Source organism: Acidomonas methanolica (assembly GCF_004346035.1).
Taxonomy (GTDB): domain Bacteria; phylum Pseudomonadota; class Alphaproteobacteria; order Acetobacterales; family Acetobacteraceae; genus Acidomonas; species Acidomonas methanolica.
On record NZ_SLZN01000013.1, the window covers coordinates 25,998 to 48,487 of the forward strand.

Below are 22,490 nucleotides of genomic sequence, written 5' to 3' on the forward strand. Positions count from 1 at the left end.
GCTTACGCTCATTCAGGCTTTCCGGCGAAGCGGCGTCGCCGGAAAGAACCCGCCGCTCAGCGCGTCCGCCCGAAGAGCCGTTCGAGTTCGGTCCGGCTCAATTTGAGCCATGTCGGGCGGCCATGCGAGCAGGTCGCGGCGCGCGGGGTGCGCTCCATCTCGCGCAGCAATGCCGACATCTCCTCGGCGTTCAGACGCCGACCGGCGCGGATGCTGCCATGACACGCCATGCGGGCGATCACCGCGTCGATCCGGCGTTCGAGCGCGCCGGTCTCGCTGGCGGCCAGAGCGGGTTCGTCCGCCAGTTCGTCCGCGAGATCGCGAATCAACCCTTGCGCGTCGCCCCCCGCCAGCAGGGCGGGCAGTGTGCGCAACAACACCGCTCCGCCCCCGAACGATTCGAGTTCCAGCCCGAGCGCCGCCAGCTCGGCGGCACGGGCGAGCAGCGCCTCCGCCTGACCGGACGGAAGATCGACGACTTCCGGCAGAAGAAGTCTCTGAGCGCGAATCTGCCCGGCCTGATGCTGGGCGAGAAGCCGCTCATGCGTGAGTCGTTCATGGGCGGCGTGCTGGTCCACAAGAACCAGATCGCCATCGGGAGCGACGGCGATGACATAGGTGTCCAGCACCTGCGCGACGGGAGCGCCCAGCGGATGCGGCGTGTCCGCCTCGGGAGGGGCGATCTGCCGGGCGGAGGGCGCGAAGGAGCGGTGCATCTCCGCGAAACCGGCGGCCTGCCCGGCAGGGCGCGGCGCGGGCGGCGCCGGAGGGGACGGGCGATCCGGCGCGGGATAGCGGATCTGCGCGCCGCCGCCACGCAATCGGGCTGAAACGGACGCGCCGCCAGCCCCCTGGCCCAGCGCGCGCTGCACCGCGCCGATGACGAAGCCCTTCACCTCGTTCTCGTCGGCGAAGCGCAATTCGGTCTTGGCGGGATGGACATTCACGTCCACCCGCTCCATCGGCAGCGACAGATGCAGGGCCAGCACGGGCTGACGCCCCGGATCGATGACCGGCCGATAGGCGACGCGCAGCGCCGTCCGCAGAAGCGGGTCGATCACCGGCCGGCCATTGACCAGCAGGAATTGCGCGGCCGTTGTCGGGCGGGTCGCGGCCGGTCCGGCGACATAGCCCGTCAGCCGCATCTCGCCGCGCGTTTCCTCCACCGGGATCAGCGAGTCCGTCTCGCCGAGAATGGCCTGGGCCCGATCACGCGGCGACTGGGCGGGGAGATCGAGCGCCAGCCGCTCGTCCAGGGTAAGACGGAACGCGCAATGCGGCGCGGCGAGCGCGAGGCGGCGGATGACCGCCTCGGCATGCCCCGCCTCGACGCGGGGACTCTTGAGAAACTTGCGCCGGGCGGGAGTCGCGAAGAACAGATCCTCCACCACGGCGCGGGTGCCTTTCGGGCCGGAGGACGGCGCGGGCGGCGTCACGACCCCTGCCTCCACCCGCAGGCGCCAGGCGCTGTCCGCCTCCGCCACGCGCGAGGTCAGGGCGAGTTTCGCGCTCGCGCCGATGGACGGCAGCGCCTCGCCGCGAAACCCCAGCGTGCGGATACGGACCAGCGTGTCGTCGGACAGTTTGGACGTGCAATGGCGCTCGACCGCGAGGACGAGATCCTCCGGCGTCATGCCGCAGCCGTTATCGACGATCTCGATCCGCCCGATCCCGCCCTCCGTCAGCGCGACGGTGATCCGGGTCGCGCCCGAATCGAGGGCGTTCTCGACCAGTTCCTTGATGGCGGCGGCGGGGCGCTCGATCACCTCGCCCGCCGCGATCAGGTCGATCACATGCGGGCTGAGTCGGCGAAGGACAGGGCGATGGAGAACGGGACGATCCTGCGTCGGACGACTCCGTTCTCAGAAAACGCCCAGGAATTTCGAATCGGCGGCGTGAATGGTGGGCGTCGCCCCCGTGTCGGGCTTCCTGCCGAGCGCCGACTCCTTGTGCAGACGCCGGTTCTCCGCCGCGCCGTCCACGACCGACCCGGCGCTGCCGCCATGCCAGAACATCAGGCTGTCCACGAATCCGGCCCCGGCCGCGCCGAGTTCCGCGTTTTCCGGCGCTTTCGAGGAACGGTCCACCTCACTGACCAACGTGCTCTGCCCGGCGCTGGGGGAGCCGTCGATCGGGTGCAGCGCGGCGTTCGGCGACAAGGTTTCCAGCGCCTGCATACGCGGACTCTGGTCCACCGCCGGAGGCGCCGCGCCGGGAAGGTTCAGCTTCTCCGACGGCGGCATGGAAAGGGGTGCGCGGGTCGTCACCGTGTATTCGTCCGGCGTCTCGCGCTCCAGGCTGAAAGCGCGTGAAATGTCGGAGCCGGAGCAGCCGGCGAGCATCAGGGCCGCCCCGGTCAGGGGCAGTACGATCAGACGGTGCGGGCGGACGATCTGGGCCATGGCTTATTCCTACGCAAGCGCCGGGATTCGGACAAGTGGAGTGTTGGAGACTGTTTCAGGAGTCCCGCCGCTCGCGATCCGACACATGTCTTGTGCGCTCCGGCGCTCACGGCCCGCAGGGCCGCTCTCGCTGGGCGCCGGAACGTCTGAAACTGTCTTTTAGACGAGCTCGCGCGGCTTGTCCTTCTCAAAGCAGATCGTGTCGATCAGCCAGAGCGCCACGCCGCAGACGATGGCCGAATCGGCGACGTTGAAGACGTACCAGCTCCAGCCGAACGCATGGGCGTGGATGAAATCCACCACCGCGCCGAAGCGCATCCGGTCGATCACATTGCCGATCGCCCCGCCGGCGATCCCGCCCGTGGCGATGGCGACCAGCATTTTCGGCGTGCGCGTCATGTGCCAGAGCAGGGCGATCACCGCCAGCAGGGCGATGACGCAGAACAGCACCGGGCCGGACCGGCCCAGCCCGCCGAGCATGCCGAAGGTCACGGCGTGGTTCCAGACCATGGTGAAGTTCAGGAACGGCGCGATCACCACGCTGCCGCGCGCGGGCAGGTCGAATCGGTAGAGAATCCACCATTTGCTTGCCTGGTCCGCCGCCAGCACCGCCAGCAGGACAGCGAGCCCGACGAGAATACGGCGCTGTCCGGATGCGGCGCCCGTCATGCCCCCTGCCCCTCGACGACGGCGACGCAGCGCAGGCAGAGCGCGGGATGCGCCAGTTGCGCCCCGACCTCCGGCAGCACCCGCCAGCACCGATCGCAACGATGACCGGGCGCGGCCGCGACCGTCGGACCGAGATGCGGCTCCGGCGCGCCGGGCAGCGTCTCGTCCTGCTCGTCGTCGAGATAGATCGACGGCGCACCCGTCAGGATATCGACTTCCAACTGGGAGACGATGGCCAGTTCCGCCCAGTCCACATCGCCGAAGAGCAGCGTCTCCCGCTCGGTCAGCGGCAGCTTGACCTTCGCCTCCAGCGAGGAGCCGATCAGCCCCGCGCGGCGCGCGGCTTCGAGTTCCGTGGTGATGACCCGGCGCAAGGCGCGCAGGCGGGTCCAGCGATCGGCCAGTTCCGGATCGGCCCAGTTCGTCTCCGGTTCGAGGAAGGCTTCGAGATGGACCGAGCCTTCCTCCCCGAAACGCGCGGTCCAGGCTTCCTCGGCGGTGAAGACCAGCACCGGCGCGAGCCAGGTGCAGAGCGCGCGATGGAGGATGTCCAGCACCGTGCGCGCGGCGCGGCGGCGCGGCGCTTCCGGCGCGTCGCAATAGAGCGAATCCTTGCGCACGTCGAAATAGAAGGCCGAGAGATCGGTGGTGCAGAACTGATGCAGCGCGGGATAGACGCCGACCCATTGATGCGTCTCCACCCCGCGCCGCACCAGCGCGTACATCTCCGTCAGGCGGTGCAGGATATAACGTTCGAGCTCGGGCAATTCTTCATACGGCACCGCCTCACCGGGCGTGAACCCGTCCAGCGCGCCGAGACACCAGCGCAGCGTGTTGCGCAGGCGGCGGTACAGCTCGCCCTGCTGCTTGAGGATCTCGTTGCCGATCCGCAGATCCTCGTTGGTGTCGGAATTGACGACCCACAGGCGCAGGATGTCCGCGCCAAGCTTGTCCGTGACATCGGCGGGCGCGATGACGTTGCCCAGCGACTTGGACATCTTCCGCCCCTGCTCGTCCAGCACGAAGCCGTTGGTGACGAGCGTCCGGAACGGCGCGACGCCGCGCGTGCCGACACTTTCCAGCAGGGAGGCCTGGAACCAGCCGCGATGCTGGTCCGAGCCTTCGAGATAGACGTCGGCGGGGAAGTTCAATCCGTCCTCGCCCAGCACGAAGGCATGGGTCGAACCCGATTCGAACCACACATCGACGATGTCGAAGACCTGCTCGTAATCGGCGGGGTCGCGGTCCGGCCCCAGGAAGGCCGAGGGCGCGGCGCTGTACCAGATATCCGCCCCGTGCTCCCGCATGGCGTCCACGATCCGCCGCATCACCTCCGGATCGCGCAGCACCTCGCCCGTGCCCTTCTGCACGAAGACGGCGATCGGCACGCCCCAGGCGCGCTGGCGGCTGATGCACCAGTCCGGGCGCTGCTCGACCATGGCGGTCAGGCGGTTGCGTGCCATCTCCGGGACGAAGGCGACATCGCGCAGGGCCTCCAGCGCGTCGCGGCGGAGATGGCGTTCGCCGTCCATGCGGATGAACCATTGCGGCGTGGCGCGGAAGATGACCGGCTTCCGCGACCGCCAGCTATGCGGATAGGAATGCACGATGCTGCCGCGCGCCAGCAATCCCGCGGGGGCGTCGCCATTGCCCGTCCAGCGCTGCATGGCCTCGGCGAGCGCCTCGCAGACCGGATCGGCGGCCTTGAAGACGTGAATCCCCGCGAAATGCGGCGTCCACGCGGCGTAGGTGCCGTCATCGCGCACCAGCTCCGGCACCTCGATCCCGTATTTCTGCGTCAAGGCGAAGTCGTCCTGACCATGGGCGGGGGCCAGGTGGACGAGTCCCGTGCCCGCCTCGGTGGTGACGAAATCGCCCGGCAGCATGGGCACGTCGAACTCGTACCCCTTCCCGCGCAGGGGATGGGCGCTGATCGCGCCCTCCAGCGCCTCGCCGGGGAGGGTGTAGAGGATGTGATGCGCGAGGATACCCGTCTCGGCGCAGAAGGCGGCGACGCGCTCCTCGGCGATCAGCAGCTTCGCACCCGGCGGCACGAGGCTCGATTCCGTCACCTCGTCCGCGCGCAGCACGACATAGGTGATCTCCGGCCCGTAGGCGAGGGCGCGATTCGCCGGAATGGTCCAGGGCGTGGTCGTCCAGATCACGGCCGAGACGTCCGCAAGGGCCTGGCCGGGCGTCGGGTCGGCGATGATCGGAAAGGCGACGTGGATCGTCGTCGAGACGATGTCGTGGTACTCGATCTCCGCCTCGGCCAGCGCCGTCTTCTCGACCGGGCTCCACATGACGGGCCGCAGGCCGCGATAGAGCTGGCCGTTCAGCAGGAAGCGCCCGATTTCCGCGACGATCGCCGCCTCGGAGGCGAAATCCATGGTGGCGTAGCGATGGTCCCACTCGCCCTGCACGCCGAGCCGCTGGAATTCCTCGCCCTGGATCTTCACCCAGTTGCGCGCATAGTCGCGGCATTCCGCGCGGAATTGCAGGACGGGAACGGCGTCCTTGTCCTTGCCCGCCTTGCGGTACTCCTCCTCGACGCGCCATTCGATCGGCAGGCCGTGGCAGTCCCAGCCGGGAATGTAGCGCACGCGCTTGCCGCTCATCCGCTGGGCGCGGTTGACGACGTCCTTGCTGATCTTGTTCAGGGCGTGGCCGATATGCAGATGGCCGTTCGCATAGGGCGGCCCGTCATGCAGGGTGAAGACCGGCTTGCCCTTCCCGGCGTCGAAAATCTTCCGGTCCAGCTCCATCGCCTTCCAGCGGGCCAGCATTTCCGGCTCGCGGGTCGGCAGGCCGCCGCGCATGGGGAAACTCGTGCGGGGAAGAAAAACCGTCTCCCGATAACGGTCCTGCGCCGTGGTGCTGCTCTGGTCGGACATCTTCGATCTTCGGTTACGAAAGGAACCGCGTGTTATGGGAAGATGCCGGAGCCCGGGTCAAGCCTCGGAAGCAGGGGAACGTCGCCTCACGCGCCTCTCAGGCGCGATGCAGCAATGCGCGCCACGCCGGTCGCGACGGTCCGGCGAAGCTCGCCCTCAAGGCGCGGTGGACGGCGTAGGGCGAGGGCTCCCGCCCCGCCGCGCGCGCCTCCGCCGCTTCCCGTCTCAACACGTAATGGCGGAACGTCAGGTACCGCAGCATGATGACCGAACCCATTTTCCGCTCCTCCCTTGTCCATGGCCTCGCGCTGTGCCCAGGCCTTGCCCGGTCCTCCGGGTCGGCCTTGCCGATCCGGGACGTCAGTCTATCAGCTTTCAACGCGGACGGGGAAGAAATGTTGCCTTTTTGTCATGTGGTCCCGGCGCGCCCCGGGACCGACATTCCGGACCGACATTCCGGGGCCCACACGTTCCCTGCGGTCTATTGAAGGGGGCTGTGAATTCCCGTAACGTTCGGTATCCGAACGGACAAATCCGCCTCCGCCGCGCGCGATACGGCGGCCGCCCGAAAGGTCGCCTGATGACCGGCACGCCGCCCCCCGATCCGTTGCAGATCAGCGGTCTCGTCAAGACCTACGGCGACAGGCGGGTTCTCGACGATGTCGGCCTGACGATCCATCCGGGCGAGATCACCGCGCTGCTGGGGCCGAACGGGGCGGGCAAGACGACGCTGATCAGCTGCCTGCTCGGGTTCCTGACGCCGGATGAAGGCTCGGTCCGGCTCTGGGGCGAGCCGAGCGCCGGGCTGAGCGCCGGGACGCGGGCGCGGATCGGCTTCGTGCCGCAGACGCTGACGGGGTTCACCTGGTTCCGGGTGCGTGAGCTGATGGCCTATCTCGCCGCCTATCGGGAGCGCCCCGGCGATCCCGAGGACAAGGTCTGGGAGGACTGGGCGGCGCTCGACCCCTCGGCCCGGGTCCGCGCGCTTTCGGGCGGCGAGCGGCAGCGTCTGGCCATCGTGCTGGCCTTGCGCTTCATGCCCGATCTCGTGGTGCTCGACGAGCCGGTGGCGAGTCTCGATCCGCAGGCGCGGCATGATTTCATGCATCTGCTGCCCGACTATGCCCGCAGGCGCGGGGCGAGCGTGCTGATTTCCTCGCATATCATCTCCGATCTGGAAAACATCTCGGACCGGGTGGTCATCATGCGGCACGGCAGGATTCGCCTCGACATGCGGGAGGCGGACATCATGGCCACAGTCCGGTCGCTTTCCGCGCCGCCGCCCACGGCGTGGGGGCTCGAAATACTGGGCGGGGACACGGCCGGCCCGGTCTGGGTGCGGGGCTGGCGCGACGGGCTGGACGATTCGGCGCGGGCGCACGGGCTGGATGTCGGCACACCGGAGATCGAGCGGCTGTTCCTGGCGCTCTCGCGGTGAGGGACACGCTGCGCGCCCTGCGCCTCTATGTTTCGCCCGTCCTGTCGCGCGAGAATCCGGCCCTGTTATGCGGCGGGATGTATGTGCTGCTGCTGGGCGCGCAGATGATCGGGCACCATCATGGCAGCCTGCGCCATGGCGATCATGTCACCATGCCCCGCGACATGGGAATCTGGTGGTGGCTGACCCAGCAGATGATCTTCACCGCGCTGGCCCATCAATACTGGCGGCAGGTGCGCTCCCCGCTCGCCGCCTTCTATCCGCGCCTCGTCATGGCGGAACATCGCGCGGCGCTCGTCGCGCTCGCCGTGGCGGTGAGCGCCTTCGCCTTGCCTCTGGCCCTGCTCGGCGCGCCTCTGCTCAACGTGCTGGCGCTCGAAGCCGTCGCCTTGCCGTTCTGCCTCCGCAGCGACATCGCGACCCCCAAGGCGTTGCGCGGCCGCATCCGTTGGGTGCCGACGATTCTCAGCCTGGGGGTCTCCCTGGTCTTCCTGCTTCCCTCCATGCAGGACCGGGTTCTCTCCGCGCCGTGGTACGCGGCACTCATCCTGCTGGCGACCGGGCTGACACTGGGCGTTTTCGAGTTGCGTCCGCCCGTGGGACAGGCGCCGCCGGAACCCGCAGCGCCTGCCCGGAGGGCGGAACCGGACAGTTCGCGGGCGGCCGGACAGCCGAGCCCGGTGCTCCGCATCCTGCTCTGGCAGCCGCCTTGGCTCCGCGTGGCCCCGGTGCCGCAGGCGTTCGATCAGACCTCGCCCGGCATGATGGTGGTGACGAGCATGGTCATGTCCGGCGTCTTCATGGTGATCGTCGCCGTGACCATCATGCTTTCGAAGGGTCACCTCCCCTCATGGAAGGAGATCGCCTCCGGCATCGATTCCGTGCCGCGACTCCTGTGCATGATGGCCGGGTTCGGGTTCTCGCAATGGCTGACATTGCGCCGGGACTGGCCCTTCCTGCTCACGCTCGGGCCCTTCGGCAACCGGGCGGCTTTCGCCCGCCGCATGTATCGGGTCCATTTCCTGCGGGCCGTGCAGGGAAGCGTTCTGTCCGTCCTGCTCGCCGGAAGCATCGCCTGCGGGATCGGCCTGATATCGCTCCACCGCCTTGCCTTGGCCGCGCCGGGACTGATCTGCGTGATGATGGGCGTCGCCTATGTCCCGAGTCTCGCCGTCTTCCATGCGCGGCTGGCGCGCCCGGCGCTTATCCAGTTCCTCGCAACGATGAGCGCCGCGTTCGGAATCCAGATCCTCGCCGAGATTTTCCTCGGACGTCATCCCGTGCCGCTCTGGGCATGGGGCGTCGCCGCGGCGGCCGTCCCGTTCAGCGCCTTCGTCGCGTGGCGCGCGCCGGGTGCGCTGGCGCGGGCGGACTGGCCGCTCGAGCCCCCGCCGCTTTGAGCCGTTTCACGCCGCGACGGGGGAGGCCGGGCGCTGAAAATCAAGCCGAGGCGCGTTCCGTGGCCGGCTCGGCCGGCAGGCACCAGTCGATCGGCGCTTCGCCATGGCTGACCAGGAAGTCGTTGGCCTTGGAGAAGTGGCGGCAGCCGAAGAAGCCGTTATGGGCCGAGAGCGGCGAGGGATGCGCCGCTTTCAGCACCAGATGGCGCGATGAATCGACGAAGGCCGCCTTGCGCTGGGCGTAGCTGCCCCAGAGCATGAACACGACCGGGTGCGGCAATCCGTTCACGCGGGCGATCACGGCATCGGTGAAGCGCTCCCAGCCTTTCCCCTGATGCGAGGCGGCGCGGCCACGCTCTACGGTCAGCACGCTGTTGAGCAGCAGCACGCCCTGCCGCGCCCAGGCGTCGAGACAGCCGTGATGGGCGCGCGGAATGCCCAGATCGCTTTCGAGTTCCTTGTAGATATTCACCAGCGAAGGCGGAATCCGGATGCGGGGCCGGACGCTGAAGCAGAGCCCCTGCGCCTGCCCGTCGCCGTGATAGGGGTCCTGCCCGAGGATGACGACCTTCACCTTGTTCAGCGGCGTCAGGTCCAGCGCGCGGAATATGTCCGACCCCTTCGGGAAGATCACCTGCCCGCGCGCCTTTTCCTCCAGCAGGAACGTGCGCAGCGCCGCCATGTAGGGCGCGGCGAATTCCGCCTCGAGCGCCTTGCGCCAGCTTTCCTCCAGCCTGACCGTCATGCGCGCGGCTCCGCGGCGGGGGCGGACCGGGGCGGTTTCAGGACGGGATCGGCGAAGCGGCGATTGTCCAGCACGGGGAGAATGGCGCGGGCATGGGCGAGGCGCTCGCGCGCGAGCGTCGCCACGCCGAGGCCGGGCGCCTCCCCCAGCGACAGCGCGATGACGCCCAGCGGATCGACGACCATGCTCTGGCCGATATTGCGCGGCCCGCATTCCCCGACGGCCACCACGTAGCAGGTGTTCTCCAGCGCGCGGGCGACGTTCAGCACCTCCCAGTGCCGCTCCTTGTTCGGTCCCCGGAACCAGGCGGCAGGGGTGACGATCACCTCCGCCCCGCCGACGGCCAGGGCGCGCGCGAGCTCGGGAAAGCGCAGATCGTAGCAAGTCATGACGCCCACCTTCATGCCGGCGATCTCCACGACGGGCGGCAGCGCGTCGCCCGGCGCGGTGCGCTCGGATTCGCGGGCGGAGAAGGCGTCGTAGAGATGCAGCTTGCGATAGGACGCGGCGATCGCGCCGTCGCGCAGAATGAACAGCGTGTTGTGAAAGCGGCCTTCCCCGTCGGGCACGTTGACGCAGCCCATGACCACGATCCCCCGCGCCGCCGCGACGAGTTGCGTCATGAACGGGCCGTCCAGCGGCTGGGCGGTGCGCGGCATGATCTCGGGGTTGTTGATGTCCTGCGCCAGCACGCCTTCGGGCAGCACCAGCAGGTCGGCCGCCTCGGCCTTCGCGCGGGCGATCAGGTCGAGGCAGGTGCGCTGGTTGTCCGTCCAGTCCGGCGCGACGGCGAATTGTCCCAATGCAACTTTCATGCGGCGATCCCCGGCGAAACGAAACGGCCCCGCATAGCATGGCTTGTGCGACGGACCGAAGCGGGATACGCATCCCTCCCCGGTTTTTCCGCCCTCTCCTCCGCGCAGGACCGCAATGAAACGCTCCCTTGCTTCGGTCGAGACGGCGACCGGCACGGCCCTCGCCGCAATCGTCGCCCTCCTCTCCTGGGCCAGCGCCTATCCGGTGACGCGCGTCGCCCTGCGCGACATGCCGGCGATCCCCCTGGCGGCGGCGCGATACGGCCTGGCGGCGGTGCTGGCCATCGGATGGCTGCTCTGGAAGCGCCCGGGCGTCCCGGCACGGGCGGACTGGCCGCGCTTCCTGCTCTGCGGCGCGGTCGGCATCACGCTCTACAACATCCTGTTCAACACCGGAGAAGAAACGGTCTCCGCGGGCGCCGCGAGCCTCATCATCGCCTCCGCGCCGATTCTCGCCACCATGATCGCCGTCACGCTGATGGGGGAGAAGCTGACGGGCTGGGGCTGGACCGGCTCGCTCATCAGTTTCGCCGGGGTGGCGGTCATCGTGCTGAACGGACGGCGCGAACTGGCCTTCGGCTCCGGGGCGGTGCTCGTGCTCGGCTGCGCCCTGTGCGGCGCGATCTACACCACGGCGCAGCGGAAGCTGGTGCTTCGTTACGGCGCGCTGAACGCGATCGCGTGGATTCTGATCATCGGCGCGGCGTTGCTCGCTCCCTGGTGGGGGACGATGATCCGGGCGCTGCCCACGGTGTCGCCGCTCACGCGCTTCTCGATTCTGGAGCTGGGGATTTTCCCGGCGGCGCTGGGCTATGCCGCCTGGGGGCATGTGATCGCCGTGCGCGGCGCGGCGCGGACGGCGGCGCTGCTCTACCTGCTGCCGCCGCTGGCCGTCGTCATGGCCTGGCTGCTGACCGGCGAATGCCCTACCCTCGAGACTCTGCTCGGCGGCGCGATCGTGATGGGCGGCGTCATATTGACGAACACCAGGGGCAAGCCTCGGCGTGCGGTTCTCTAGGCGTTATGAACGCTTCTATCAAAGATGTTATATATATCACTCCATCCGTGTATATGATACGCTCGGCGGTTAGACGGCGTTCGACACGAAGGGGAGAAGATCATGAGCGACAGTATCGACGATCCGTTGGATGAAGATCACGTTTCTCCCTCCCGCCGACGCGACAATACGAGCCGTCAGCAGCGTATTCTGGACGTGCTGTTCGAAACGGGCAATGCGACGATCGAGAGCCTGTCGGAGCGGTTTGGCGTCAGCCGCATGACGATTCACCGCGATGCGCACGCGCTCGCGAAACAGGGGCTGATCGACAAGCTGCACGGCAGCATCGCGCTCAAGAACCGCGCGGTCACGCAGAAGACCGTCAATTACCGCCGGTCCCGCGCCACGCTGCTGAAGCAGGCGATCATCAACCGCGCCATTTCCCTCATCGAGCCCGAGCAGGTTCTCGCCCTGGACGATTCGACGACCGTGGCGGAAATGCTGCCGCTTCTCCCCGCGCGCGCGCCGCTGACGATCATCACCAACGCGGCAGGCGTGGTGCAGGCGCTCGCCCCCTATTCGAGCCTGCGGCTGATCTGCCTCGGCGGCGAATACAACACGCCGCGCAACGCGTTTTTCGGCCTGCTGACGGAGCAGGCTTCCCATTCGCTGCGGGCGAACATGATGTTCCTCTCCACCACCGTCATCCACGAGACCACGGCCTTCCAGAATGACGAGGACGTGGTGAAGGCGAAGCGGGCGATGATGGGCATGTCCGATCAGTGCGTCCTGCTGGCCGACAGCACGAAATTCCAGAAGGGCGGGCTGCATCGTCTGGCCTCCCTCACGGAATTCGACCGCGTGCTGACCGACACGCAAATCAGCGTGCAGGCGCGCCAATGCCTTCAGGATGCCGGCGTGAACGTCGAAATCTGCGACTAAGTTTGCGCTCTTAACCTCAGGTTAAGCCAAACGCGCGTCTTGTCTCTATCAGCACTCCGAGAGTTTCGTTAGCGTGACGACTCCGATTGCGCCGGAGACATCATGACGCGCCGCCTGCTTTCCCTGCTTGTCCTCCTGCTCATCTGCGCCGGGCCCGCGCACGGCCAGGAGGCCGGACAGATCTTCCCCGGATTCTCGACGCAGGATCTGGATCGGCTGGTGGCGGGAACGCAGGCGGCATTTCACGTGCCGGGCGTCGCGGTCGCGGTGATCCGCGACGGCAAGGTCGTGCTGGCGAAGGGATATGGCGTCCGCAAGGCGGGCGACCCCGCGCCGGTGGACTCACTCACACAGTTCGCCATCGGCTCCAACACCAAGGCCTTCACGACGGCCGCCCTGTCGATTCTCGTTCATGCGGGCAAGCTGGGCTGGGAGGATCCGGTCTGGGAGCACATGCCGGATTTCGCGCTGGCGGACCCGTATCTGACGCGCGCCTTCATCGTCACCGACCTGCTGACCCATCATTCCGGCATGGAGATCGGCGCGGGCGATCTCATGCTGTTCGAAGGCTCGCAATTCACGCGGCGCGAGGTCGTGGACCGGCTGCGCTACATGCCGTTCACCGCCCCGTTCCGGCTGAAATACGCCTATAACAATCTGCTCTACGTGACGGCGGGGCGATTGCTCGAAGAGGTCTCCGGCGAAAGCTGGGAGCGATTCGTGCAGGACCGCATCATGACGCCCGCCGGCATGCGCGCCTGCACGCCCGCGCCGCACGCGCCGGAACCGGGCGAGGATCGCGCCGCCGGTCACGACGTGGAGAACGGGGCGGCGCGGCCCGTGCCATGGGACAACCTGCCCGCCGTCGCACCGGCGGGCGGAATCGAGTGCAGCCTCGACGGCATGACGCATTGGGCGCGGATGCTGCTCGGGCATGGCAGTCTGGACGGCCACGTCATACTCGCGCCGGATCAGGTGGACACGCTCTGGGCGCCCCACGCGCTGCTGCCGTTGCCGGACTACGCGGCGAAGACCGGCACGCATTTCCGCGCCTACGGCCTGGGCTGGTTCATGGAGGATTTCTTCGGCCACAAGCGGATCTGGCATACGGGGACCATCCAGAACTCCACCAGCTATGTCTCCTTCCTGCCGGAGGAGAACATGGCGGTCGTCGTGTTGACCAATCAGGACGACCATCACGCGCCCTACACCATCGCGACCACGGTGAGCGCCGCGGCACTCGGCCATCGGGAGACGGACTGGCTGGCCTATTTCCGCGAGGACGAGGCGGCGAGCGACGCGGCGCGCAGGAAGCGGGCGGAGGAAACCGGCCCCGGCTCCAGGGCACGGCCATTCATCACCCTCTCCGACCCGGAATTGCGGGATTACGCCGGCACCTATCACGACGTATGGCGCGGGGACGCCACCGTCACGCTTTCACCGCAGGGCCTGCGGATGCGCTTCGCCAGATCGGCCACTCTGGCGGGCACGCTGCATCCCCTGCCCCATGACCTCTTCCTCATCCGCTGGGACAATGACAGCGACGACGCCTATGTGCAGTTCCATCGCGACATGACGGGGAAGATCGCGTCCATCTCCATGGCGCTGCTGGAGCCGGATTTCAGTTTCGACGTACAGGATCTCGATCTGAAACGGATACGCTGACCGTCAGCCGGGCGCCTTTGCGGGGCAACCTTGCCACAGCACTTCCGGGGAAGCGGCCGAGGCAAGGGGTGAACCGCCCCTCAGGCCCGCGCCGGTTCTCTGCGCGGACCGTTCCGCCGCTGGCTGTTGCCGCCGGGCGAGCGCCCGCCGGGACGGCCGCCGCTCGGGCGTCCGTGACCGTTATGTCCCGAACCGTTGCGCGGCGGACCGCCGCGCCCGCGACCACCGCCGCCGCCCAGAACAGGCGGACGCAGGGTGGAGAACTGCGCCGCCTCGGAATGATAGGGATGATCCGTCACGACCGTCACCGGCTTGCCGATCGTCTTCTCGATGTCGCGCAGCCACGCGCGCTGCTCGGGATCGCAGAGCGAGACGGCCCAACCCTCGCGCCCGGCGCGCGCCGTGCGGCCGATCCGATGGACATAGGATTCGGGCACGTTCGGCAGGTCGTAATTGAACACGTGCGTCACGTCATCCACGTCGATGCCGCGCGCGGCGATATCGGTGGCCACGAGCACTCTGATCGAGCCGCCGCGGAAACCGCTCATCGCCCGTTCGCGCGCGCCCTGCGACTTGTTGCCGTGCAGGGCCTCGGCGGTGATGCCGTTCTTGTTCAGGAATTCCGCGACCTTGTTGGCCTCGTGCTTCATCAGCGTGAACACGACGGCCCGCACGACCTTGGGATTGTCCACGAGCATCAGCGTCGCGGCCTTCTTGTTCTCGCTCTCGACGAACATCACGGCCTGGCGGATGCGATCGACGGTCGAGGCGGGAGGCGTCACCTCCACGCGTGCGGGATCGCGCAGGAGCGAGGCGGCGAGATCCTCGATCGTGACCGGCATGGTGGCGGAGAAGAGCAGGGTCTGCCGTTTCTCGGGCAACAGGGCGACGATCTTGCGGATGTCGCGGATGAAGCCCATGTCCAGCATCCGGTCGGCCTCGTCGAGAACGAGGATTTCCAGGCCCGACAGGTCGATGAAGCCCTGCCCGATGAGATCGAGCAGGCGGCCGGGCGCGGCCGTCAGCACATCGACGCCGTTGCGCATCGCCTCGACCTGCCGTCCCTGCCCCACGCCGCCGAAGATGACGGCATGGCGCAGCTTCATATGGCGCCCATAGGTCTTGAAACTGTCATCGATCTGGGCGGCGAGTTCGCGCGTCGGCGCGAGCACGAGCACGCGCGCGCCCTTGGCCGGGGCGCGGCGCGGATTGCGCAGCAGATAATCTAGAATGGGCAGGGCGAACGCGGCGGTCTTGCCCGTGCCCGTCTGGGCGAGGCCAAGCAGGTCACGCCCCTGCAACAGATGGGGAATTGCGCCCGCCTGGATGGGCGTAGGGGTGGTGTAACCTTCCTCGACCAAAGCGCGCTGGATCGGCTCGGCGAGATTCAGGTCGGCAAAACTTGTCATATTGTAAAAAACGCCTCCTTGAGGGCGAAACAGGAACGGCAGCCGCCGGTCGCATCATTGTGACCGGCGCGACGCGACCCGCCACGATATTTTTCCCTCAGGCGACAGCATTACAGCGAGAATGAGGGCTTGCACGGTCCGATATATGGACCGTCATCCGGTTTCGCAAGCGGTTTCGCCGACAAGATATGTTCCAATGTGATTTTCGGCCCTGGCCCGAATCCGCCGGGCGCTACAGGTTGCCGGATCTCACATATTTAAAATCAAGGGCTTCCGGCAGGTTGCGAGTCCTGCCTATCGGTGCTGAAAAGACGCCGCAGGCCCGGCTGTGTCCCGGCCTCCAGGCCCTGACGGGCCAGCAGAAGCGCACCGTCCACCGCGTTGCCGCGCGGCGCATGCAGAGTCCTGCGGCTCTCAGGCGAGAGACGGGGCACGAAGACCTGCCCGAGGCCGCCGAGCAGGCAGAGGGGCAGATCGGCAAATCCCTCCGGCCGACACAAGGCGGCGATCTGCGCGTCGATTTCGGCTGCCGCGTCCCTGAGGATGGCCGCCGCCTGCGGGCTGCCCTCGGCATCCGCCGCGAGAACGAGCGGGGCGAGTCGGGCGAATTCCGCCGGGCGGCGATTGACGGCCCAGGCGGGAGGATCGTCCTCGATGGCGAGGCGGGACCAGCAGGCGCGGGTCAGCGCGTCGGGAGCGATCCGCCCGTCATGCGCCTGAAGCATGGCGGCGACGGCGCGGCGGCCGATCCACGCCCCGCTGCCTTCGTCGCCCTGCGGAAAGCCCCAGCCTCCCACGCGACGGCGCAGGGTCTCGCCCGCGCGGGTCAGCAGCGCATAGCCGATCGAGCCGGTGCCGATGGCCATGATCGCGCCATCCGCTCCGCCATGCGCGCCGAGGCAGCTCGTATGGGCGTCAGTCTCGACGATGAGCGTGGCGAAATCGGCGGGACGCCGCGTAAGAAACCGTGCCCGCGCACCGTGAACCTCCGCTCCGGCGAGACCGGCGGCGACATGCAGGACGGCGTCCCGCGGCAGATGGGCGCGCGTCTGGGCGAGGGCGTCGGCGATGGAGCGCCAGGCCTGATCGGGGTCCGTCGCGATATTCGCGGGACCGCCGGTGCCGCTTGCGACGGGCGCGCCCCCGGGCGTGGCGACGCGCAGCCGCGTGCCCGTGCCGCCGCCGTCGATTCCGACGAGCAGGACCGTCACCGCCCCCCCCTGCGGCGAAGAAGGAAGAGCGCCTGTTCGCCGAACAGATTCGCCAGCCGGATGGAGCGCCGCCAGGGCGAGCGATCGCCCTCCTCGTCGATGGCGAGCCAGCGTTCGACGACGTAATCCTCCTCCTCGCAGAGCGCGAGGAAATCCCGGATCGTGCAGGGATGGATGTTCGGCGTCTCGTACCAGGGCGTATGCCAGACGGCGGTCATGGGCATCCGTCCGCTGGTCAGCAATTGCAGGCGCAGGCGCCAATGGCCGAAATTGGGAAAGGAGACGATCGCATAGCGCCCGATCCGCAGCATCTGCGCCAGCACCTCGCGCGGACGCTCGACGGCCTGGAGCGTGCGCTGGAGCACCACGTAATCGAACGCGGCGTCGGGATAATCGCTCAGGTCATGGTCCGCGTCGCCATGCATCACCGGCAGGCCGTGGGCGACGGACTGGGTGACGGCGCGCATGTCGATCTCGATGCCCCGCGCGTCGCAGTTCCGCGTGCGGTAGAGATGGTCGATGAGCGTGCCGTCGCCGCTGCCGACATCCAGCACGCGGGAGCCGGGGCGGATCATGTCGGCGATCAGCCGCTGGTCGAGGCGCATCAGGCTGAATCCCCCGAATCGCCGGGTTCCGAATCGCCCCGGTTCAAACCGGCCTGCTCCGCCGCGCCGTTGAGGAAGCCGCGCATGGTGCGGTCCAGATCCGGCTCGTCGAGCAGGAAGGCGTCATGGCCGCGATCGGTCTCGATCTCCACGAAGGAGACGTTCACCCCGGCGCGATTGAGCGCCCGCACGAGGCTGCGCGAGGCCGAGGTGGGAAACAGCCAGTCCGAACTGAGGGAGACGACGCAGAACCGCGTCTTCACCCCCCGGAACGGCGCGGCGAAATCGCCGTCGAAAGCGGCGCTGAGATCGAAATAATCCAGCGCTCGGGTGATGGTCAGATAGGAATTGGCGTCGAATCGGCGGACGAAGCTCGATCCCTGATGCCGCAGATAGCTCTCCACCTCGAACATCTCGCCGAAGAGGGAGGCGGTGCCGAGCGCGCCGCCGGTGCTGCTGCCCGCGGCGGCGCGGGCCTCGCGCCGGACGCGACGGCCGAACTTGGCGGCCAGCGCCTCCTCGGACAGATAGGTGATGTGCGCCATCATGCGCGCCACGGCCAGCCCGCGCGCGGGCACCGTGTCATGCGCCCAGTAACGGCCGCCATGCCACTCGGGATCGGCGAAGATCGCCTGGCGGCTGACCTCGTTGAAGGCGATGTTCTGGGCGGAGTGATAGGGCGCCGTCGCGATCGGCATGGCGGCGAACACGCGCTCGGGATAGGTCGCCACCCATTCCAGCACCTGCATCCCGCCCATCGACCCGCCGATCGCGGCGAAGAGACGGTCGATGCCGAAATGATCCAGCAGCAGCGCCTGGGCGCGCACCATGTCGCGGATGGTGATGGGCGGAAACTCCGTCCCCCAGGGCTCGCCCTTCGGCCCGATGGAGCGCGGCCCGGTCGAGCCCATGCAGCCGCCGAGCACGTTGGTGCAGAGGACGAAGAACCGGTCCGTGTCGATCGGCAGACCCGGCCCGACCATGCGGCTCCACCAGCCGGGCTTTCCGGTCAGCGGGTGGGGGGCCGCGACGTATTGATCGCCGGTCAGGGCGTGGCAGACGAGAATCGCGTTGTCGCGCGCGGGGTTCAGCGTGCCATGGGCGCAATAGGCGATGTCGATCGGGCCGAGAGACTGGCCGCACTCCAGCGTCAGACCCGCCTCGATCCGCACGACATCGCTCCGGCCGACCGGAGCGGCGGCGGGAGGCTGGAGAAGGGTAGTGGGGCTGACCTGCTGCATCTGTTCCGGTTTCCGGCCCTCTGGAACGGCAAGCCGCCTCCTATGGCACCCGGAGCCGCCAAACGCAATCTTCGCCGGGGAGCGGGCGCGGACGGCCGCCAGAAAATCATCATTACGGTGAAAGAGCGGATTGTCTCCCTCACTTGTTAATGATATTTTAACGAAATGTTGAGTACATTAAGCCGCATTGGACATTCCGGATTGTTCGACGCGGCTTTCTATCTCGCGCGCAATCCCGATCTGCGCGCGCTCGGCAGCGGCGTACTGGCCCATTATCACGAGCATGGCTGGCGCGAGGGGCGCAAACCCAACCCCTATTTCGATCCGCACTGGTATCTGTCGCAAAATCGCGACGTGGTGAGCGACCCGCTCCTGCATTATATCTGCGAGGGGGAACGGGAGGGACGCCGGCCGATCGCGTGGTTCGACCCCGTCTGGTATTCCGCCCATCACGACGTGCCGGAGGGCATGCTCGCCCTCGCCCACTACCTCGCCAACCGGCACAAGCCGGGCATCCGCCCCCTGCCGGAATTCGACGCCGCATTCTACCTGCGCGCCTATCCGGACGTCGCCGCTTCGGGGCTCGACGCCCTGGAACATTATATGATCCAGGGGTTCCGCGAGGTGCGCAAACCCTTCGAGGCGTTCGATCCGGTCTATTATCGCACGCAATATCTCCGGCATGCGCCGGATGAGAACCCGCTGCTGCATTACATCGCCCATCGCGACCGGCCCGGAATCCATCCCGCCCGCCCCGCGGCGGAAACGACCATTCCGCGCGAGGTCCGCCGCACGACCGCGCCCGGCCCGTTCTTCGAGGAATTCCGCCCGCTCCCCGCCAGTGCGCAGAGGCGGGCGCGGCTGCTGGCCTATTACCTTCCGCAATTCCACGCCACCCAGGCCAATGACCGCTGGTGGGGCAAGGGCTTCACGGAATGGACGAACGTCGCGCGCGGGATGCCGCGATTCGCCGGGCATTACCAGCCGCGCATTCCGCGCGACCTCGGGCATTACACGCTGGATTCGCCCGACATTCTCGCGCGGCAGGCGGAGATGGCGCGGCTGGCGGGGATCGAGGGCTTCGTCTTCTATTTCTACTGGTTCGGCCCCGGTCAGCGCCTGCTCGACGGCCCGCTGGAACTGCTGCTCGCCCATCCGGAGATCAACCTGCCCTTCTGCCTCATGTGGGCCAATGAAAGCTGGAGCCGGCGATGGGACGGGTCGGAGGAGGACGTCCTCATCGCCCAGGACTATGCGCCGGAACACGAGGCCGATCTGGTCGCGTGCTTCGCCCGTCATATGCGCGACCCGCGCTACATCCGCGTCGGCGAGCGCCCGCTGCTCATGATCTATCGCCCCGGCAAGCTGCCGGACGCGCCGGACGCGATCGCCCGCTGGCGGCTGATTTTCCGCGAATCGCACGGCATGGACCCGCTGATCGTCATGGCGCAGGCCTTCGGCGACACCGACCCACGCCCCTTCCGCCTCGACGGCGCGGTGGAGTTCCCGCCGCACAAGCTCGTCGAGGACTGCGCCCTCATCACCGAGGAGTTGCACCTGCTCGACGACGATTTCACCGCGCAGGTCTACGACTACAAGGACGTCACCGACCAGGCGCTGGCCGCGCCCGCGCCGGACTTCCCGCTGATCCGCACCGTTGCCCCCTCCTGGGACAATGACGCCCGCCGACAGGGGCGCGGGCTGGTCCTGCACGGCTCGACGCCGCCTCTCTACGAAAACTGGCTGGCGGGGGCGATCGCCGCGGCGCGCGCCCATCCCTTTCATGGCGACTCGATCGTCTGCATCAATGCCTGGAACGAATGGGCGGAAGGCGCCTATCTCGAACCGGACCTGCATTTCGGCGCCGCCTATCTCAACGCCACGGCCCGCGCCTGCACGGGGTTCGAGCAGGCAACGCGCAAGGGCCGCCTGCTCCTGATCGGGCATGACGCCTTTCCCGCCGGCGCGCAGCAGCTTTTGCTGGCCATCGCGCGGCAGCTTCGCGCGCGCCATGGCCTCCATGTGCTGGTCCTCCTGCTCGAGGACGGGGCGCTGAAAGAGCGGTATCAGGCGGTCGCGCCGGTCGAGATCCTGCGTCCGGGCACCCAGGAGACGCGACTTCGCCTCCGCTCGCTGGCGCGGGAGGGATTCTCCACCGCGCTCGTCAACAGCTCCGCCGCCTCCCCGCTCGCCCCCGATCTGGACGCGGCGGGAATCGGCTTCACCCTGCTGATCCATGAACTGCCGAGCCTGCTGCGGCAACGCGACCTCTGCGCCAGCCTCGCCCGGGCGGAGGCGCTCGCGCGACACGTCGTCGTCCCCGCCGCCGCGATGCTGCCGGGACGACGGGCCGACGCCACGCATGTCCTGCCGCAAGGGCTCTACACGCCCGTCGCCTTTTCCGCCGCAGACCGGGAGACCCTGCGCGGCGGCCTCGGCCTCAGGCCCGGCGACCGGCTCGTGGTCGGGGCGGGCTATGCGGACATGCGCAAGGGGTTCGACCTCTTTCTCCAGCTCTGGCAGCGAATCGGCACGCATCGCCCGCCGGGGCGTCAGGCGGCGACCCATTTCCTCTGGCTCGGCGACATGGACCCCGCCCTGCGCGACGGCCTCGCCCCCGATATCGCCATCGCGCTGGCCTCGGGCTGCTTCCATATGCCCGGACGCGTCGAGGGAATCGGAGCCTGGCTCTCCGCCGCCGACGCCTTCGCCCTCACATCGCGCGAGGACCCGTTTCCGTCCGTCGTGCTGGAGGCGCTCGCCGCCGGGCTGCCCTGCTGCGCCTTCGTGGGAAGCGGCGGCGTCGCGACCCTGCTCAGCGCCCTGAATGACGATGCGAACGGCGCGCATGGACTCGCGCCGATGGGCGATCTCGGTGAAATGGCGCGGCATCTGACGGCGCTGATGCGGGGCATGCGCGACCGCACCGCCGCCGCGCGCAGGCGACTCGGGCGTCGGATGGCGGCGCGATTCGCGTTCGACACCTATGTCGAGCGCCTCATGGCGCTGACCTGCCCGGACATGCCGCGTCTGTCCGTGGTGGTGCCGTCCTACAATTACGCGCGTTATCTGGCGGCGCGGCTCGTCTCGATCTTCGCCCAACACATGCCCGTGCTGGAAATCATCGTGCTGGACGACGCCTCCACGGATGGCAGCGTCGCGGTCGCGCGCGCCACGGCGGCGGAATGGGGCCGCGACATCCGCATTCTGGAAGGACGGCGGAATTCCGGCTCCGTCTTCGCCCAGTGGCGCAAGGCGGCGGAACTCGCGCGGGGCGACTGGCTCTGGATCGCCGAGGCGGACGACCTCTCGGAGCCCGACCATATGGCGCGGCTCTTCAACGCCCTCGCCCAGACGCCCGGCGCGGTCATGGCGTTCTGCGACAGCCGCGCCATCGACGCGGCGGGGGCGACGGTCATGCCGAGCTATCAGGCCTATTACGCCCATGCCGGCGGCGACCGGCTCGCCCGCGACGGCGCGCATGAGGGGACGGCGTTCCTGCGGGACTGCCTCGGCGCGCGCAACCTGATCCTGAACGCCAGCAGCGCCGTTTTCGACCGCCGCGCGCTGCTGGCGGCCATGAAGCGATGCCGGGACGACCTGAGCGGGCTGGACGTCGCCGGAGACTGGCGCGTCTATGTCGAGATGCTGGGCGAGCCGGGCGCGCGGCTGGCCTATGTCGCCGCGCCGCTCAACATCCATCGCCGCCATGACCTTTCGACGAGCGGCCGCCTCTCCCGCGAGGCGCACCTCGCTGAAATCATTGCGGTTCAGGACAAGGTGTCCCATCTGTTTCCTCAGGACGCCACATTGCATAGCCGGCAGCGCGGCTATCGGCGCGAGCTCATCACGCAATTTGGTTTGACGCCGCGAATCGTCGTAAACGACTGACCCTGAGTGAAGGGGCAGGCCGGAGTCGCCGCCCTTCTCGGCTCTCTCCGCGCGGCTCTGCGCGCACGCCCGCCAAGCGTTAATTATGGTGAATCAATCGTTAACGACCTTCGAGCGCACGACTTCACTAGCTGTAGGTAAAATGGCGGCAGTTTGTTTTAGCAAA

At 68.1% G+C, this 22,490-nt stretch carries 16 protein-coding genes and 1 pseudogene; 6 read left to right on the forward strand and 11 right to left on the reverse strand.

The annotated features are described in order from the left end of the window. Window positions 1-56: 56 nt before the first annotated feature. The 5 genes and pseudogenes from mutL to EDC31_RS10600 form a co-directional block, all read right to left on the reverse strand. Window positions 57-1,820 (reverse strand): annotated as a pseudogene (mutL, locus tag EDC31_RS10580) (DNA mismatch repair endonuclease MutL); the annotation flags it as partial. A gap of 42 nt (window positions 1,821-1,862) precedes the next feature. Continuing rightward, the gene (locus EDC31_RS10585; protein ID WP_042057000.1) at window positions 1,863-2,402 is read right to left on the reverse strand and encodes a DUF3035 domain-containing protein; all 540 of its coding nucleotides are present in this window, start codon (window positions 2,400-2,402) and stop codon (window positions 1,863-1,865) included. 159 nt (window positions 2,403-2,561) lie between these two features. Further along, window positions 2,562-3,071, reverse strand: coding sequence for a signal peptidase II (lspA, locus tag EDC31_RS10590; protein WP_042056995.1), 510 nt, complete (start codon window positions 3,069-3,071; stop codon window positions 2,562-2,564). After that, on the reverse strand, window positions 3,068-5,965 hold the full coding sequence (gene ileS, locus EDC31_RS10595) for an isoleucine--tRNA ligase (RefSeq protein ID WP_042056993.1): 2,898 nt from the start codon (window positions 5,963-5,965) through the stop codon (window positions 3,068-3,070). Before ileS ends, lspA begins: the two co-directional genes overlap by 4 nt. Before the next feature lie 97 nt (window positions 5,966-6,062). Next, entirely contained in the window at window positions 6,063-6,242 is a 180-nt protein-coding gene (locus tag EDC31_RS10600) for a hypothetical protein (protein ID WP_042056990.1), read from the reverse strand. A 303-nt stretch (window positions 6,243-6,545) separates the two neighbouring features. Here EDC31_RS10600 and EDC31_RS10605 point away from each other — a divergent pair, with 303 nt between their 5' ends. Continuing rightward, window positions 6,546-7,403, forward strand: coding sequence for an ABC transporter ATP-binding protein (locus tag EDC31_RS10605; protein WP_042056989.1), 858 nt, complete (start codon window positions 6,546-6,548; stop codon window positions 7,401-7,403). Further along, window positions 7,400-8,803 (forward strand): hypothetical protein, encoded by a 1,404-nt coding sequence (locus tag EDC31_RS10610; protein ID WP_042056988.1) that lies wholly within the window; start codon window positions 7,400-7,402, stop codon window positions 8,801-8,803. Before EDC31_RS10605 ends, EDC31_RS10610 begins: the two co-directional genes overlap by 4 nt. 40 nt (window positions 8,804-8,843) lie before the next feature. Here the strand turns inward: EDC31_RS10610 and ung are convergent, their stop codons facing one another. Together ung and EDC31_RS10620 are read right to left on the reverse strand one after the other, a co-directional pair. After that, window positions 8,844-9,548, reverse strand: a complete 705-nt coding sequence (gene ung / locus EDC31_RS10615; RefSeq protein WP_042056987.1) for a uracil-DNA glycosylase — start codon at window positions 9,546-9,548, stop codon at window positions 8,844-8,846. Then, the gene (locus EDC31_RS10620) at window positions 9,545-10,363 is read right to left on the reverse strand and encodes a deaminated glutathione amidase (protein WP_042056985.1); all 819 of its coding nucleotides are present in this window, start codon (window positions 10,361-10,363) and stop codon (window positions 9,545-9,547) included. Before EDC31_RS10620 ends, ung begins: the two co-directional genes overlap by 4 nt. A 115-nt stretch (window positions 10,364-10,478) precedes the next feature. Between EDC31_RS10620 and EDC31_RS10625 the strand changes: the two genes are divergently transcribed. The 3 genes from EDC31_RS10625 to EDC31_RS10635 all read left to right on the forward strand — a co-directional run bounded on the left by EDC31_RS10625 (window position 10,479) and on the right by EDC31_RS10635 (window position 13,967). Continuing rightward, the gene (locus EDC31_RS10625; RefSeq protein WP_042056982.1) at window positions 10,479-11,381 is read left to right on the forward strand and encodes a DMT family transporter; all 903 of its coding nucleotides are present in this window, start codon (window positions 10,479-10,481) and stop codon (window positions 11,379-11,381) included. A 102-nt stretch (window positions 11,382-11,483) separates the two neighbouring features. After that, window positions 11,484-12,302 (forward strand): DeoR/GlpR family DNA-binding transcription regulator, encoded by an 819-nt coding sequence (locus EDC31_RS10630; protein ID WP_042056979.1) that lies wholly within the window; start codon window positions 11,484-11,486, stop codon window positions 12,300-12,302. Between the two features lie 102 nt (window positions 12,303-12,404). After that, window positions 12,405-13,967 carry a serine hydrolase gene (locus EDC31_RS10635; RefSeq protein WP_042056978.1) on the forward strand — a complete coding sequence of 521 codons (1,563 nt, stop codon included), beginning with the start codon at window positions 12,405-12,407 and terminating at the stop codon, window positions 13,965-13,967. Window positions 13,968-14,047: 80 nt separating this feature from the next. On the opposite strand, the gene EDC31_RS10640 is transcribed toward EDC31_RS10635, so the two are convergent. The 4 genes from EDC31_RS10640 to metX form a co-directional block, all read right to left on the reverse strand. Continuing rightward, window positions 14,048-15,376 (reverse strand): DEAD/DEAH box helicase, encoded by a 1,329-nt coding sequence (locus EDC31_RS10640; RefSeq protein WP_042056976.1) that lies wholly within the window; start codon window positions 15,374-15,376, stop codon window positions 14,048-14,050. 263 nt (window positions 15,377-15,639) lie between these two features. Next, complete coding sequence (locus EDC31_RS10645) at window positions 15,640-16,587, reverse strand: BadF/BadG/BcrA/BcrD ATPase family protein (protein WP_239641578.1); 948 nt, start codon at window positions 16,585-16,587, stop codon at window positions 15,640-15,642. After that, the gene (gene metW / locus EDC31_RS10650; protein WP_042056973.1) at window positions 16,584-17,192 is read right to left on the reverse strand and encodes a methionine biosynthesis protein MetW; all 609 of its coding nucleotides are present in this window, start codon (window positions 17,190-17,192) and stop codon (window positions 16,584-16,586) included. The genes EDC31_RS10645 and metW overlap by 4 nt, the downstream gene beginning before the upstream one ends. Further along, window positions 17,192-18,433, reverse strand: a complete 1,242-nt coding sequence (gene metX / locus EDC31_RS10655; RefSeq protein WP_081797460.1) for a homoserine O-acetyltransferase MetX — start codon at window positions 18,431-18,433, stop codon at window positions 17,192-17,194. Before metX ends, metW begins: the two co-directional genes overlap by 1 nt. Window positions 18,434-18,598: 165 nt before the next feature. On the opposite strand from metX, the gene EDC31_RS10660 reads away from it, so the two are divergent. After that, on the forward strand, window positions 18,599-22,324 hold the full coding sequence (locus EDC31_RS10660) for a glycoside hydrolase family 99-like domain-containing protein (protein ID WP_042056972.1): 3,726 nt from the start codon (window positions 18,599-18,601) through the stop codon (window positions 22,322-22,324). Window positions 22,325-22,490: the final 166 nt, after the last annotated feature.

Bases quoted from the DNA above. Each gene is read 5' to 3' on its own strand.
- EDC31_RS10625 (WP_042056982.1), top strand. From the start codon at position 10,479: ATGAAACGCTCCCTTGCTTCGGTCGAGACGGCGACCGGCACGGCCCTC.
- EDC31_RS10605 (WP_042056989.1), top strand. From the start codon at position 6,546: ATGACCGGCACGCCGCCCCCCGATCCGTTGCAGATCAGCGGTCTCGTC.
- EDC31_RS10660 (WP_042056972.1), top strand. From the start codon at position 18,599: ATGTTGAGTACATTAAGCCGCATTGGACATTCCGGATTGTTCGACGCG.
- EDC31_RS10635 (WP_042056978.1), top strand. From the start codon at position 12,405: ATGACGCGCCGCCTGCTTTCCCTGCTTGTCCTCCTGCTCATCTGCGCC.
- metX (WP_081797460.1), bottom strand. From the start codon at position 18,433: ATGCAGCAGGTCAGCCCCACTACCCTTCTCCAGCCTCCCGCCGCCGCT.
- metW (WP_042056973.1), bottom strand. From the start codon at position 17,192: ATGCGCCTCGACCAGCGGCTGATCGCCGACATGATCCGCCCCGGCTCC.
- EDC31_RS10640 (WP_042056976.1), bottom strand. From the start codon at position 15,376: ATGACAAGTTTTGCCGACCTGAATCTCGCCGAGCCGATCCAGCGCGCT.
- ung (WP_042056987.1), bottom strand. From the start codon at position 9,548: ATGACGGTCAGGCTGGAGGAAAGCTGGCGCAAGGCGCTCGAGGCGGAA.
- EDC31_RS10600 (WP_042056990.1), bottom strand. From the start codon at position 6,242: ATGGGTTCGGTCATCATGCTGCGGTACCTGACGTTCCGCCATTACGTG.
- ileS (WP_042056993.1), bottom strand. From the start codon at position 5,965: ATGTCCGACCAGAGCAGCACCACGGCGCAGGACCGTTATCGGGAGACG.
- EDC31_RS10585 (WP_042057000.1), bottom strand. From the start codon at position 2,402: ATGGCCCAGATCGTCCGCCCGCACCGTCTGATCGTACTGCCCCTGACC.
- EDC31_RS10620 (WP_042056985.1), bottom strand. From the start codon at position 10,363: ATGAAAGTTGCATTGGGACAATTCGCCGTCGCGCCGGACTGGACGGAC.
- lspA (WP_042056995.1), bottom strand. From the start codon at position 3,071: ATGACGGGCGCCGCATCCGGACAGCGCCGTATTCTCGTCGGGCTCGCT.
- EDC31_RS10630 (WP_042056979.1), top strand. From the start codon at position 11,484: ATGAGCGACAGTATCGACGATCCGTTGGATGAAGATCACGTTTCTCCC.